Below are 15,775 nucleotides of genomic sequence, written 5' to 3' on the forward strand. Positions count from 1 at the left end.
GCTAAAACCTTCCCGCCCAGCCGCCCCTATTCTTCCCTGAATGCGCGGCTGAATTGGTCCATCAGTGGCTTCGAGAGAAACGACATCGCAGTCCGCTCCTGCGTCGAGACGAAAGCCTCCACAGGCATTCCCGGAACGAGCTTGTTGTTTCCCAGTTTTGCCAGTTCAGCCGGCGAAACGACAATGTCGGCCAGGTAATAGGTTTGCCCGGTCGATGGGTCGCTGCTGGTCGCGGCAGAGACGTAGTCGACCTTGCCGTGAAGTTCGGGCGTAGAGCGCTGGTTGAAGGCTGAGAAGCGCAGTTTGGCGGGTTGGCCGACAAACATCTGATCAATATCGGTCGGCGACAGTTTCGCCTGTATCTTCAAAGCTGCGTCGGCAGGGACGAGCGTCACCAGCTTTTCAGCCGGCGTGATGACACCACCGATCGTATGAATGGAGAGCTCGTTGACGGTACCCGACAGCGGCGCCCTGATATCGGTGCGCGCCAGCCGATCCTCGATGGCGACGCGACGCTCCAAGAGCTCTGACAGTTTCGGTTCGACCTCGCTGAGTTCCCGCTGCGCCTCCGTGCGTGCGGTCTCATCGATCGCGAGGATCTGGAGCTGGATTTCGCTCATTCGGGCCCGAGCGCGGGCGATATTCGCCTGAATCTCGGCGCGCTCTCCGACAAGCTTTGCCATCTCCCGGTCGATCACGTATTTGCGCGAGGTTTCCATCAACCGCTTGTCGGTCAATCCCTTGATCTTGTCGTGCTCGGTCTGCACAAGGGCGATCTCGTCGGCTTTCGAATTGCTCTGCGACGTCAGTCCCCTTATTTCCTCGTCCAGTTGCGATATGCCCAGTTCCAGCTGTTGCTTCTGGCTCTTTCGATTTAGATGATTGCCTTCGAATAGGCGTTTTTCGCCGAAGAAGATGCTCGGGAATTCGTCACTCTTCACGATGAGTTCCGGTGTAAATTCGATCCTGTCCAGATTATCGCGCTCGGCCATGAGCCGCGCCCGACGGGCCAGCAGTTCGACGAGCTGCGTGCGAACGATCGAAAGTTCGGCGCGGGTCTGGGCGTCGTCGAGCCGAAGCAGGATCTGACCCTTGTGGACGAAATCGCCCTCCTTGACGGCGATCTCGCTGACGATGCCGCCATCGCGGTGCTGTATCGCTTTCAAATTCTGATCGACCGCGACCACGCCCGATGCGATCACCGCGCCGCTGAGCCGCGTGGTGGCTGCCCATCCGCCCGCACCGGCGAAAAGCAACGTGCCAAGCATGACGCCAGCGAAAACGCGCGCGCCCACCGGAAAGGCATTGTCGTCTTCGACATCCAGATCGGGGTGCCGCATCTTCCGTTCACTCCTGTCAAACATCGCTCACTCCAATCCGCCACAGGGCACGGCTCACTCAGGCGTTTTCCACAATCATCAACAGATGATGGCCGCTCAGGTTGATGGTCATCTCGAAGTGGTTGTCCTGGTCCATGTCGACTTCCACCAGCGTTTCCTCCAGCTCGCCCGTGCCCTGATGCCGGACCCGGATCGGCAGGACATCAGCCTTCGCATCCTCACCGTAAGCGTCCTCAAAACGGTCCTCGAGACTGTCCAAGACTTCTTCGAAGATCTGATATTTTGACATCTCGATCCGGTCGCCGACCATGAAGTCGAGGATCTGGTGGATGACCTCGGCGCCGGAGCTGCCTTTCGGAATCTGGAAATTGAACGTGTCGGCGCCCTCTCCGCCGGAAAGGACGACGGCTGCCGTCGACACCAGCACGGCGTCGTCACCGGACCCGCCAATGAATTGCTCGAACCCTTCGATGACGTCGCGGCCGACGTCGAAGCCGGTCGCGATGCCGGATGTCAGGTCGATGAGAACGCCGTGCGCCGCGTCCGAATAGTCGAGGGTGTCGAAGCCGGCCTCGCCCCGGTAGCAATCGTCGGACCTGTCGGCTGCTGCGAGCACCAGGTCATTGCCCGCGCCTGCGCTGACATTATCGGCACCTTGACCGTCGCTTACGCAGTCGTCGCCGCCGTTGCCGATCAGCGTATCGGCATCGCTGCCGCCGGTGATCGCATCGTTGCCTTCACCGCCCTTGACCACCTCGAAATTCGTGATGCGGTCATTGCCGATCTCGCTGCCGCTGGCGCTCGCCGCGGCAAGATCGACGACGAGCGACATCAGCGATGCCGAATAGTCGATCATGTCAACGCCCTGGCCGCCGTCATAGGTGTCGGCGGCCAGGTCCGCATCGCCGGCGACCATGTCGTTGCCGTCGCCGCCGCGTACGACGTCCTCTCCGGCACCGCCGGCGAGAAAATCGTCGCCCTCGCCACCGTCGATCACGTCGGAACCGCCCTCTCCGAGGACAATGTCGTTTCCATCGCCGCCGTCGAGCCTGTCGTCCCCGTCATCGCCACCGAGGAGGTCGTTGCCCCCCTCCCCGGCTACGACGTCTGCTCCCCCGCCCCCAAAAAGCATGTCGTCATCATCGCCGCCGATGATTGTGTCGTTGCCGGCCTCACCGAAAATGATGTCGCGACCGGCATCGCCGAACAGTCGGTCATCGCCGTCGCCGCCCCATAACTCGTCGTCGCCCGCGCCACCCAGGACAATGTCATTGCCGACGCCGGCAAAGACGACGTCGTTACCGCTGCCGGCGACAATGTGGTCGCTTCCCGCGCCGCCGAGCACCGTGTCGCTGCCGCTACGGCTGTCGATGTTATCGTCGCCATCACGTCCATCAATGTCGTCGGCACAGTCGGTGCCGAGCATGACGTCGTCGCCGGCGGTGCCAACGACCGGCGGCCTCGCCAGCACATTGAACATCGCGGTCTGAGCCACGGAGAATTCGCCATCGGTAATCTGGTAGCTTATGGTAACCGGACCGAGCATCGAGGGATCAAACAACCAACCATCCGCCGTCTGCGTGATATCACCCGATGACACGGTGATATTTTGGACCTTGAGAGCGTCGCCGTCCGGATCCCAGGCGCCGCGCAACAGGTCGGCCAAGCCGATCACCGTCATCGCGCAGCCGTAGACATCCAGGAGATAGATCGGACCGCTGGTCCGGCAGGCGCGGTTCGCTGCCTTGCCGTCCGGATTTCGCTCATCGGCAGTCTCCTCTTCGACGAGGTCGTCACCGCCTGGAGTGGCGGCGGCGTTTTCGCGCTCTGGCGCGAAACCTCCCGGATGATCGGAGCCGCCGGCAGTATTCGCACCAGCTTTCGCCGTCCAGGCGTTGTCGTTGGCAGCCGGGAACGAGACGGTAATTCCGCCCATTCTTTTCAGAAGCTCAAAGCTCGGAAGCTTCAGGTTCTGGAACTCGAACGCCGGCAGATCGCTTGGCATAAAGTCGTTCGGCTCACGGTAGGCGAAGGATCGCTCGCCGGAGCGCTTCGGTCCATCCGCTTCCTGGAAAAACCCTTCCGCAACCGGGCCTGGATCAGGCGCACTCGACGGAACAACCTCCGGCGAGGTTGGCGTCGGCTCTCCGGCAGCATCCTCCGGCTCAGCCGGCTCCGCCCTTGCCAGACTTGGGAAAGCGCTCTTCAGGTAGAGCGCAAGCCCCGTGAGAAGCACGGTGAAGAAAGCGGGTGCGCTCGAACGCTTGTCCTCATTCTTCAAGACATAGTGCTCGTAGGACTCCGTTGTCCCTGGCGTGACGGTCCTGGTTCCCTTGACGTCAATCATTCCGACATCCTCGATGCCATGCGGTGCGGGGGGTGTGCGGCCGGCGCAGGTCGGCTTTCAACGGGAGCGGCCGCTTTCATGATTTCATTCTTCGGTCCGAACGCGATCATCTTGCCGTTCTGGATTACGGCGACCAGATCGACCGCCGTCAGCGCACTTGGCCGGTGGGCAATCACAACGGCGATGCCACCGCGCGCTCGAACGGACTTGATCGCCTGGGTAAGCGCCATCTCCCCTTCGGCATCCAGGTTCGAGTTGGGCTCGTCCATGACCACAACGAACGGATTGCGATAGAGGGCGCGTGCCAAACCAATGCGCTGACGCTGTCCAGCCGACAACGACGCGCCTTGCGGGCCAAGGGCCGTGCGATACCCATCCGGCATGCGCACAATCATTTCATGAATGCCCGTGATTTGTGCGGCCTCGACGATCGCGCGAGGATCGGCCTGTGGCTCAAGCCGCGAGATATTCTCTTCAACGGTTGCGTCGAGGAGTGCCACGTCCTGCGGAAGATAGCCGATAAACTGGCCGAGGTTGCTGTCGGTCCATTGCGTGAGCTCGGCATCGTCGAGCCGGATGCTGCCGCGCAGCGTCGGCCATATCCCGGTCATGGCTCGTGCCAGGGTCGTTTTTCCTCCCCCGCTCGGCCCAATGATGCCGAGCGCCTGGCCGGCTCTGATCTCGAAGCTGACTTCGCTGAGCAAAACACGGCCCGACCCGGGTGCTGCGATGGTGATCTTCTCCACCTTCAAGGAATCGACGGGGGCGGGCAGAAGCAGCGGCGCATCCATGCCCGCGAGAGCAATGACAGTCTCCTTCAGCCGTTGGAACGCAGTGCGCGCGGCAACGACGCCCTTCCAGTTTCCGATCGCGAGATCGACCGGCGCAAGCGCGCGGGCCGATGCCACGGAAGCGGCGACAATGGCGCCGGCAGAGAGCTCGCCCATTATCGTAAGCCAGGCGCCGAGGCCAAGGACGGCCGATTGCAGGACCATGCGGAGCACCCGGGACAGAGCGCCGAACGTTCCGCTGATATCGTTGGTGCGCGTCTGCAGCTCCAGATGTTCCTGATTGGCCCGCCGGAAGCGATCGACGGCCCTGCCTGCAAATCCCATCGCCTTCAGGATGTCGGCGTTGCGCGCATTCGAATCCGCGATGGCGTTGCGGGTAATTGCGGCCTGATGCGTGGCGCCAGCCAGGCGGCGGGTCATGAGCTCCGTCACGATTGTCAGGATGGACAGAACGAAAGCGCCGGCGAAAGTGAGCGCGCCGAGATAGGGATGGAGCATATAGACGAAGATCAGATAGAGCGGCATCCAGGGCAGGTCGAACAGGGCTACCGGTCCCTGGCTGCCGAGAAAGCCGCGAAGGGTATCGACGTCCCTGCCTCGTTCCAGTGCCTCTGCCGTGGAAAACCCGAACCGCGGCATGTCGATCGCGACCTGATGTGCCATCGGCGCAATTTTCCGATCGAGACGCGCGCCGACACGAACAAGCACCTGCGAGCGAATGATGTCGAACAAACCTTGGAACAGATAAAGGCCGACCGCCAGCAGCGACAGGCCGAGCAATGTCGGAATGCTGCCGCTTGTAAGCGCGCGATCATATATCTGCAGCATGTAGAAGGAGCCGGTCAAAGCCAGAATATTGATGACGCCGGACGTTATGAAGAGAAAAACGAATATTCCTCGAAATCCTCGCGTGAGGCTTTCCGCGTTTTTCCGCCTGGTTCCGGTCAAAGGGGCTTTGGAGCGCATATTCGGGTACCGTTTCACTGTTGGACGAGTTGATCGACTGCAGCAATTTCAGGTGCGGGCTCGGAACTGCGTGCGCATTGGACGATCAATATCGAACCGATTGCGATTGGCGCGACGCACGATCCAGCCACTCGTGCCTCAGGGGAGATGGTGTGGCGGGCCGGCAAGTCGGCCCGCCACACCTTGCGGACTACAGATTGAAATCCGTGCTTGTGAGATTATGCGTTCCCTTGATGCTGAGGCGCAGCTCGGCAGCATTGTCGTCGTCGACATTCGCCTGCACGACCGTATAGTCACCGTCTTCACGCGTTTCATGCGTGACGATCAGTTGAGCCGCACTGCTCAGCGTCGATGCCGCGACCAGCGTGAAGGACTGGTTGCCACTGGCGCCGCCATTGGCATCGATGCCGCTGAAGTCGATTTTGTCCCCGGGCTGGAAGCTGGCGATCGTATCACCGTCGGCGTCCGCTTCGGAAAGGAAGCGGAAGGTGTCACTGCCGGCGCCGCCGTCGATAACGTTTGCCGCGCGGCTGGCGGTGATCGTATCGGCTCCTGAGCCGGTGACGACGTTTTCGACGTTCCAAACCATGTCGCTGCCGGACTGACTGCTCGATGCGCTTCCCCTGCCCATGAAGCCATTGCCGAGATCGACCGTCAGGTTGGCGGTGATCGCTGCCATGTCGAGCGTATCGCTTCCGGCATCGCCGTAGTATGTGTCGTCGCCGTCACCGGCCTCGGCGACGAAGAGATCGTCGCCCTCCCCGCCGTACGCAGTGTCGTTGCCGGCACCGGTGTGGATCAGGTCATTTCCGGCATCGCCGAAGATCCGATCGGACCCTGCATCGCCGTAGAGCATGTCGTTGCCGGCCCCTCCGAGGAGGTCATCATTGCCCATGCCGCCGAAGACGATGTCGTTGCCGCCTTCAGCACTCATGAAGTCGTCACCATCCTCGCCGCGCATGATGTCGGCGCCACCGCCGCCGATGGCCGTATCGTTGCCGCCAAGGGCGATGATCGTCTCGCCATTTGCAGTGCCAAGGAGCACGTCGGCATTGGCTGTGCCGACCATGGCCGGTCCGGTCGTTGCTTCGGTGGCCGGCGCCGGCGTATCGTCGCCGCCTTGTTCATTATCGTCACCGGCCGGTGTGTCGTCTTCGCCGCCGACTTGCGGCATGCCGCCGGATGCGGTGAATGTGATACTGTGATCGCCGCAGGTCATGGTCGTCACGCCATTTTCCGTCGTCGTCGTATAGTCGGCCGCCGTCTTTCCATCGGGCAGTTCGATCACGTCCTGCGGCCGCAGCGTCCCGACGATCGTGTCGTTGCCGCCGTTCGACCTGAAGACGATCCGATGTGCGGAGGTCAGCGCCGAGATATCGATTGTGTCGTCTCCCTCGTCACCGTCGATCGTAATGGTGTTGAGACGCAGGCTGGTTCCGGAGAAATCGCCGATAATCTGGAAGGTGTCGTTTCCCGCAGCACCGTTGACGACGGGTTCGACGTTGTTGATGCGGATTTCCTCGATGTCGCGCAGTTCTGCGATGATTGAAGCCGCGTTGGTGCCGTTGCGGGTAATGATGATCTCGGTGGCGGCATTGATGCCGTTGAGAGTGTTGCCCGCGACCGCGTCGAAGGCCGCCCGGGTGTAGATCCGGTAGATTTCGGCCGTCGTATTGCCGCTGATGACGAAGGTATCGCCTAGCGCTCCCTCGTTACCGCCGTCGATCACGTCCCTGCCGTCGGTCACGTTCCCGGCTGGGGGTGGTGGCGGATTGGCGTTCCAGTTGAACGTATCGTCGCCGTCCTGGCCGTTCAGCGTATCGTTGCCTGTGCCACCGTTGATGATGTCGTTGCCCGTCCCGGCATTGACCGTGTCATTGCCGGCAAGGGCGTTGATCGTATCGGCGCCGGCCGTGCCGGGGATCGTCGTGCCCGCGGCTGTCCCGTTGATCGTGTTGGTGGCGGTGGCCAGTATGAAGTCCGACGTCGTGATATTGGCTGGAGCGATGCCGTTGATGCGTATGGTGCCAATGGTGGCCCCGCCCGCATCGCGTACAGTGAGGAGCGTATTGTTGGGGCCGTCGACGGCGGCGATCCCGACGCGCGTTGCGAAGTTCGCTGCGGTGATACCGAAGGTACTGAGATCGATGAGGTCCTGTGTCGCAGCGGTTCCGCCGGTGGCATCGAAATTGTTGACGATGTCAGCGCCGAACCCGAGGGCATTGTAGATCAGGACGTCGTTGCCGCCGTCGTTGGCCAGCAGGTTGATCGTGTCGTTGCCGTTGCCGCCGATGATGTTGTCGACGTCGTTGCCGATGCCGCCGCTCAAGGTATCGTCGCCCTGACCGCCGTCAATCAGATCGTTGCCGTTGCCGCCATCGATCGTATCGCCGCCGCCACCGCCGAACAGCTGGTTGTTCGAGCCATTGCCGGTGATAACATTGGCGAGACCGTTGCCGCTGCCGTTGATCGCGGCTGCGCCGGTCAGCGTCAGATTTTCAACTTCCGCACCGAGCGTATAGGTGATCGACGCATTGACGACGTCGGCCGTGCCACCGCCCGCAAGTTCCGTTACCACGTCGCCAGCATCGTCGACGATATAGGCGTCATTATCGGCACCACCCTGCATGGTGTCGGCTTCCGTGCCGCCGTTCAGGGTATCGGTGCCGGCGCCACCAATCAGCGTGTCGGTACCAATGCCGCCGTTCAGCGTGTCGTTACCTGCCAGACCGCTCAGCGTATCGGCAAGGTCGCCGCCGCTGATGATATTGTTGCCCGCATTGCCTGTGCCGACGAACTGGTCGGCATCGAGGCCGGTGTAGGTGAGGTTTTCGACATTCGCCATGGCCTCGATCGAAAGCGCAGCCATCAGGGTCTCGACGGTATCGGTGCCGGCGCCGGCTGCTTCGACGACGACGTCCTCCAGGTCATCGACGATATAGGTGTCGTTGCCCGCAAGGCCGATCATGGTATCGATTCCGAGACCGCCATCGATGACGTCATTGTCGCCGGCACCCGAACCGCCGACGATGAGGTCGTCGCCGTCGCCACCGTCGAGAACGTTGTCGCCTGTCCCGCCGAAGATCAGATCGTTGCCGAGGCCACCGGTAATATCGTCGTTGGTGCCGTTCTCACCGGCGATGAAGTTGTTCGCCGTCGATGCGGTAAGATCGATGGTCCGGTTGCCGCCGCCATCGGCGCGGTTGATCAGGTAATCGGCGGCTCCCAGCAGGTAGCCTTCGTAGGTGGCATTGTTGAAGTTGATACGCTCGACGCCGGTCTGTGCGTTATTGCCGGTGTATTGACCGTTGACCGTGATCGTTTGCGTCACGTTGGTCGCGCCGCTCGGCATGGTGTAGTTGATGACCAGGTTTCCGGTGGCCGAGTTCGTGTTGTCGTCGAAGGCATTGAGCCCGGTCAGCGTCACGACGGGCTCGTCCGTGAGCGGATCGATGCCGGTGGTCGGCGCAAGGATCGAGATCAGGTCAGCCGTGCCGCCGCTCGTGGCGTTCACGGCTTCGTTGATCACGTCGTTTCCGTCGCCGAGGGAGAAGGAATAGATGTCGTTTCCCAGACCGCCGTTGAGGGTGTCGACCCCGCCGTTGACGGCCGGAACGGTGAAGTTGACCGACAGGCTGTCGATCGTCACGGACTCGCCGGCTTCGAGGCTGGACGCCACGAAGCGGATTGCGGCGTTGGCTGTGAAGGGCCCAGTGCCGAACTGAGTTAGGTCGATCGCGCGAGGGGTAATGGTGCTGGTCGAACTGATGATGTCGACCTGCACGAAGTTGCTCCCATCTCTCGAGAAGAACACGGTGACGTTGTCGTTGTCGGCACCGCCGTCCAGGCCATTCCTGGTCAGGCTGTAGTTCAGCGTTGGGGCGGTCGCATTGCTGAGGTCAAGCGTGCGCTGGATCTGCGCGCCATCGCCGGCAAGGAATGCCAGCACATTATTGGAGGCATTGTTCGCAGCATTGCCATCGATCTGGATCTGGCCTGTGGTCGTGCTGTTGTTGTCAGCGGTTTCAATCCAATCCGGTCCCCAATTGGCCGAACCATCGGTGTTGCCGAAGCTGCTGCTGTTGAAGTTGTCCGCATAGCTGGAAAGTGCAACGCTGGCACCCGGACCGCCGACGAGAATATCGTTCCCGGCAAATCCGTTGAGCACGTCGGCGCCAGCAAGGCCGAGGATCAGTTCATTCCCCGCCGTGCCGTTGATGACCGGGCGGTTGTCCGACGGCGGCCCCTGCGGAGCCACGCCGTTGTCGCTGAACGGGGTACCGACGACCACGCCAACCGTGGCGTCGGAAAATTGCAGGCGTTCGATGTTGCGCAGCGAGTCGGTGCCCTCGATCGGGTTGGCGCCGCCGGTATGGGAGACGCGCAACGTGCCGTCGGCGCCGGTCGCAAACGAGTAGTTCGCCATCACTTCGGAATAGACCGCAGTGTCGATGTCGCCCGATGTCGTGTCTGTCAGGATCTCGCGGACGATGGTCAGCTGTCCGGGGTTGATCGCCCCTTCGAGCATCCAGGCCGTCAGCGGCTTCGTCACGCCGTTCAGCGTCACGTTCGCCGTCATGCGCGAGGCGCTGGCGATTTCCGGGCCGGTGCCGCCGTTCGGACCGACATTCTGCCGGATGCTGATGCGCACATTGAGCCACTTGTCGCCGTCGATGATGTCGTCGCCGGCATTGCCCTTGATCGTGTCGCTGCCGTCACCGCCGAGGATGATGTCGCCGGCCGCAAAGGAAGTCACGCCAGCACCCACCACGTCCTGCAGGCCGTTGATCAGGGCAATCCCCTGCGCATCGAGCGCACTGCCCAAGAAGCCCGTCCCGCCGCCCTGAGCAAGCGGCAGGAGACTTGCCGCATCCTCGTTGGACCCGGCGAGAATGTCGTTGAACCGCGTGCCGGACAGGCCGTTGACCGACTCGAACTCGTCGAGCGCAGTGTTCTGCGGCAGCGTCGGCGCCTCGTCGAAGACGATAGGGACCGAAAGATCTGCGTTCACGAAGGCGCTGTTTTCCTGGTAGGTCGCCCAGTCGAAGCCGGACATGCCGGCCATCTTGCCGCGGCCGGGGCTGCCGACGAAGATGTCGTCGCCGCCTTCACCGATAAACTCGTCGAAGCCGCCGTCGCCGAGGAACACGTCGTTGCCGCGGATACCGTCGCGGGCGAAGATTTCATCGAAGTTGTCGCCTGGGGCACCGTCGAATGTGCCGGTTTCGAGCCAGTCGTCTCCCTCGTTGCCGAGGATGCGTTCGGCGTTCTTGTTGCCGAGAATGAAGTCGTTGCCGGTGCCGCCGAAGACTTCCGAACCCATGTCAGTGCCGAGCACGATGAAGTCCTGCCCGTCGCCGCCAAGCACGAGATCGAGGCCGGGGCCGGCGTGGACGACGTCGTTGCCTTCGTTGGCCTTGATGTTGTCGTCGCCGCCCGCGTCACGGATGATATCGTCACCGGCGCCGCCGTTGATGATGTCGTTGCCGAAGCCGCCCTCGAGCCGGTCGTTGCCGCCGTCACCGAAGAGGGTGTCGTCGCCGATGCTGGCGATCAGCACGTCAGCCGCATCGGTGCCACCGAGTAGCACATGCTCACCGCCGGTGTAGCGCAGGTAGTTGGTGTCGAGGGTCGGTGTCTGCGGATTGTCGCGGATCACCAGCGGCGTCAGGATGCTGCCGCCGGTCGGATCGTTGCCGAAATTGTCGGCGGCTTCGTTGACGGCCGTGGTCGGATCGTCGTCCATGATGCCGTCGGCGCCGGCAGTTTCGCCAAGCCCGGGATTGAATTGCTTGGTGCGATCGACCTCAAGAATGAGGCCGGGCGTCGAGAAGACGTCGGATGGCAGGTGCGTAGCGTTGGTGTTGCGCATGATCATTCCGGCGAAGGAATTGCCTTCCATCTCGCTGAACAGGTGCAAGCCATCGAGGCGCTGCAGATAGTAGAAGCGGTCGCCGTTCTGCAGACTTTCCATCTGCGTTTCGAAGACGAAGTTGAAGGTGGAGCCCAGCATGCCGCCGAAGGGCATGATCTTTTCGGCCAGACCACCAATCCAGAGATCGACCTTGTTCAGGCCGCCGAGATCGCCGGCATAGATCCCCGTGCCGTTCAGGAACGCCAGCCGGTCGGCTTCGTCCAGTGTGCCTCCGCCGAGGCCGACCAGGGCCATTGCGGCGGCACGCTTCTCCTCGAGCGTCGTGGCGTTCGTCAGCGTCGAGTGCGTGCCGTAGGCCGCGATGAAATTGATGATCGAGGCTTCGTGCTTGAGGTTGCCGGCGAAATCCACCCAGCTTTCATAGGGCTTCAGCAGCGAGTTCTCGTCGGTTGCTTCATAGAATTGAGCGCGCGCCTCGTTGAGGGTGGGAACGCCCGTATCACGACCGCGCGCCAGGTTGATGGTCGCAAGGTCGAGCGGCAAGCCGAGGAGGTTGTTGCGCAGCGCGCTGGTGACGAACTCGTCGATTTCGTTGCCCGCCTGGCGCGTCATGCCGCGAATGATGGCTCCGGCCGCGACCTCGGCGTCGATGGGGTTGTTGCCACCGTTGTTCGTGAACTGGACGGGATTGAGGAAGCCTTCGATCAGGCCGATCTGGTCCGGCGTGAAGGATGGGTCGAAACGGTCGATCGTTTCCGTCAGCATCGAATGACCGAAGCGATACACCACATGCGCAAACTCTGCGACGATCGAGGGGTCGATGGTGACGTCAAACCCGTCGGGAACAAGGAACACGTTGATGTTTGGCTGGATCTTGCGGGCGAACTCTTCAAAGACGAGATGCTGGTACTGCATCTCGGTGCCGAACTTTGCAGCCTGGAACAGGCGCTCGCCATCCCAAACCAGCGCATTTACTGCCGCTTGACCGACGGGAACGGCAGTGACGTCATCGATCAGCCATTCGTTGAGGAAGGCGACAGCCTCCGCCTGGGTCGCTCCGCCTGCAAGCATGGCAGCCGCATCGGCGATGGTGACAGCCTTGGTGTGCTCTACGAGTCGGTTATGCTCGGCATGGAAGACATGGTGGACCGCGGTCAGGCCGATATTCTCGTTGGCGCGGCCATCGCCCGCCACATAATGCGCATTAAGCAGTTCGTCGTCGTAGACACCCGGTAGGTTGCCGGGATTATCGAGACCGATTTCGATATCGCCGTCTGCAAGGCCGCCAGGCACCGCCGAATGGGCAATATCGGCGAGAAATGCGTGGCCTGTGCGCAAGGTGTTCGCAGGCAGCAACGTACCAAGACCGCCGTTGGCCGCGGGATCAGCTTCCACCAGACCGGTCGTCGTCATGATCTGCACGAAACCATTCGCTCCGCGGATGAATTCGCCATAGGGGTCGGTCAGCAGCAGCGGAACATTGCCCACGTCACTGTCGAGCAGCTGGATGCCAAGCAAATCGGCAGCCTGAGCCTTCAGGTCCGCCCAGGTGGCCATGCCGCCTTGCTGGCCCTGGATCAGTTCGCCGGTCGCAACCGGGCGCCCGTTGGCCATCACGTATTCGCGCAGGAACACCTGATGCGAGGGGTGCGAAGTATAGGTCTGGTTCTGATCGACAAAGGCCGTCGTGGTGTTGATCGGCCGGACATTGTCGGCGCTTTCATCGACAGCCGTGTTGGGGTTGTCGACGAGGATGCCATCTGCACCAGGACCAACGGTCGCGCGGGTCAAGACCATGAAATTGGTGCTGCTGCCGGGCACATAGAGCGGATCGTCCGGCATCAGGGGGATCATCACGGTGCCGCTTCCGCCCTTGCCGACGAGGTCGAGGCCGTGGTCGAAGAACTGGCCGAACAGCGTGAACCAGGAATTGAAGGGCGCCGAGAGGCCTTCGTCCGGCGCGCTGTTGGTGATGCGAAGGTTGGTGCCGTCGAGCTCGATGCCGTTATCGTCGAGCAAGGTTGTCAGCGTGGTGTATCCGGGATCGGTTGTGAGCGTCGTTCTCGCTAATTCGACCGCAGCGGCGGCATTGGCTGCGGCCGTCTGCAGGGCGGCGTTGTTCGGACTTGCCGCCGCGGCGGCGGAAGCGTTCGCATAGGCGCGTTGGGCATCGCCCAGAGCTTCGAACAGCGGCTGCAACGGTGCGTAGGCATCGGAAATTGTCCCGGTAATGACAAGGCCGGGATCATCGACGCCGGCGCGCTGCAGGGCGGTCAGGATCGCCGAAGGATTGCCAAGTGTCTGGTCGACAATGAGATTGGAGATGATGCGGACTTCAGGATCGATCACGTCGCCGGGGCCTGCGCGATTGCCGATGACCGTACCGTCGGGAAGCGTCATCGTCGGGCCGTCGACATCGACGCCTGGCGTATAGGTAACCTGGGTCATCTTGACGCCAGGTCCCGGGTCGGCATCGACAAACAGCGTTCGGAAGTCGGTTCCGAGCCCCTCCCGGAACGGCTCGTCCGATGAGCCCCAATTGGGATTGAGCAGATTGTTGTAGCTACCGTCGACGGTTCTGAGGCCCCAGGCCAGATTGTAGGTAGGGATCAGCCCGCCCGGACCGTATAGCGGTTGCCCGGCGGCATGCGCTTCGGCGATCTTGATTTGCGCGAGAATGAACTCGAGATCGGAACGAATATAGCTGACCATTTTGCTCTCCCTAGCACCAGCTGAATTTCTTCACCGCATGGTAAACTTGATGAAACTTGAACTATTCTCGTGCGTTGCTTGGCGCACGAATGTCTTTTCTTGTCGACTGCGTTCGCGAAACAGATACAAACGCAATAAAAGCCGACATAATCTTCGATCATGGGATAATGTCGCGAAGGGCACCGGACGGAATAGTTCCAAAGGTCCAGAGAATTGTGCGGACCTTCGTCGCCTGAAAGGAGGGACTTTGTACCCAAAGGAGAGCGTGACTTATGTCCCCGGCGATGAAACCGCCATCGGCCGCGGCTCCTGGGCAATCCGCTTCTGGCACAGTCTTGATCTGACGACCCAATTCTTGCTCGTCGCTACCTTAATCATCGGCGGCTCGATGGCGATCCTCGGCGAGTGGCTGAGTTCGCAGATTGCCGCGAACCAGCTTCGGAGCAGAGCGGAATCCGGTGCCCTCTACATGGAGGGCTTCCTTGCCGGCCATATCGAGGAAGGCCCGGACGGCCCACGTGTTTCGGCCGAGCGTCAGCAGCAACTGGACAGGCTGCTGATCGGCACGGACCTGGCGACGCGCGTAGAGGGGTTCCGAATCTGGGAGCGCGACGGAACAGTTCTCTACAGCACCGATAAATCGCTTATGGGCAAACGCCTTCCGTCAAAGGATATCGAGCAGGCGTTTGCTGGCCAGGTGGTGGCACAACTGGAAACTGAACACGATGACGACGAGGACGGTGGACAGCCGGAACAGCGCCCACTGATCGAAATCTATGGGCCGATCTATCGTTCCAACGTCCACGAGGTCGTGGCGGTCGGAGAACTTTACGAGGAGGCTGGCGAGTTTATTGCGCAACGCGACCGGGTTCAACGTAGGACGTGGGCCATCGTTGGAGCAACCACGGTCGCCATCATGGGCCTGCTCTTCCTGATCGTTCGGCGTGCCAGCAGGCTGATCCGGCGCCAGAGCGTGACGCTCAAGGCCCAACTCGCCAGCGCGCAAGCATTGGCGGAGCAGAACAGGCAGCTGCGCAAATCCGCCGATCAGGCGCGCATGGATGCCAGCAAGTCAAACGAGGCTCTCTTGAACCGTATCGGTTCAGATCTGCACGACGGGCCGATACAGTTGCTCGGCCTACTGATCCTCAGGCTGGGGACGCCGGCCCCGAAGACGCCTGGCGACCCGGCCGATGCCGTCGGCCCCTCGAACGTGACGCGAGCCGACATCTCGCCACTTCGCCTGGCGGGCCAGGTGTTGACGGAGTTGCGGGAGCTCTCGACGGGTCTGGTACTTCCGGAGCTCGAAAACATGTCCTTGGAGGCCGCACTTCGCGTTGCCGTCGAGCGGCACGAGCATGCGACCGGGTCGATCGTAAAGGCCCGCTACAGGGGACTTCAGAAGAGCACCGCTCACCCGCTGAAAATCTGTCTTTACCGCGTGGTTCAGGAAGGGCTCAACAATGCTTTTCATCACGCAGCCGGCCGCGATCAACGTGTTATCGCCATTGCGAACGAAGAATCCATCACAATCGTAATCAGCGACGGTGGACCGGGTTTCTCACCAACTTCGACGACAGAAGCGCGGCGTAGGCCGCTGGGCCTGCAAGGAATTCGCAACCGGGTTGAAGCTTTTGCCGGTTCGGTACAAATCAGGCGGCGAGGCAAAGGGGGAATGCAACTCGTGACCCGCGTGCCACTCGAAATCAACAGCGCCTAGACCTGGCAAGAGCGGCGAAAATAG

5 protein-coding genes are annotated in these 15,775 nt (G+C 61.7%); 1 reads left to right on the top strand and 4 read right to left on the bottom strand.

Features of this window, described 5'->3' with window-relative positions; translation table 11 throughout:
• Window positions 1-26: 26 nt before the first annotated feature.
• The 4 genes from IB248_RS23510 to IB248_RS31380 all read right to left on the bottom strand — a co-directional run bounded on the left by IB248_RS23510 (window position 27) and on the right by IB248_RS31380 (window position 14,031).
• Window positions 27-1,364: an HlyD family type I secretion periplasmic adaptor subunit gene (locus IB248_RS23510; RefSeq protein ID WP_192241728.1), complete on the bottom strand. Its 1,338-nt coding sequence runs from the start codon at window positions 1,362-1,364 to the stop codon at window positions 27-29.
• Between the two features lie 34 nt (window positions 1,365-1,398).
• Window positions 1,399-3,687: a cadherin-like domain-containing protein gene (locus tag IB248_RS23515; RefSeq protein ID WP_192241729.1), complete on the bottom strand. Its 2,289-nt coding sequence runs from the start codon at window positions 3,685-3,687 to the stop codon at window positions 1,399-1,401.
• Window positions 3,684-5,444, bottom strand: coding sequence for a type I secretion system permease/ATPase (locus IB248_RS23520; RefSeq protein ID WP_192241730.1), 1,761 nt, complete (start codon window positions 5,442-5,444; stop codon window positions 3,684-3,686). Before IB248_RS23520 ends, IB248_RS23515 begins: the two co-directional genes overlap by 4 nt.
• Before the next feature lie 190 nt (window positions 5,445-5,634).
• Window positions 5,635-14,031 (bottom strand): peroxidase family protein, encoded by an 8,397-nt coding sequence (locus IB248_RS31380; RefSeq protein WP_210333051.1) that lies wholly within the window; start codon window positions 14,029-14,031, stop codon window positions 5,635-5,637.
• Window positions 14,032-14,278: 247 nt separating this feature from the next.
• On the opposite strand from IB248_RS31380, the gene IB248_RS23550 reads away from it, so the two are divergent.
• A complete protein-coding gene (locus tag IB248_RS23550) occupies window positions 14,279-15,751 on the top strand; it encodes an ATP-binding protein (RefSeq protein WP_210333052.1) in 1,473 nt (490 codons plus the stop codon).
• Window positions 15,752-15,775 lie beyond the last annotated feature (24 nt).

It is taken from the genome of Rhizobium sp. RHZ01, assembly GCF_014851595.1.
In the GTDB taxonomy this organism is placed as follows: domain Bacteria; phylum Pseudomonadota; class Alphaproteobacteria; order Rhizobiales; family Rhizobiaceae; genus Rhizobium; species Rhizobium altiplani.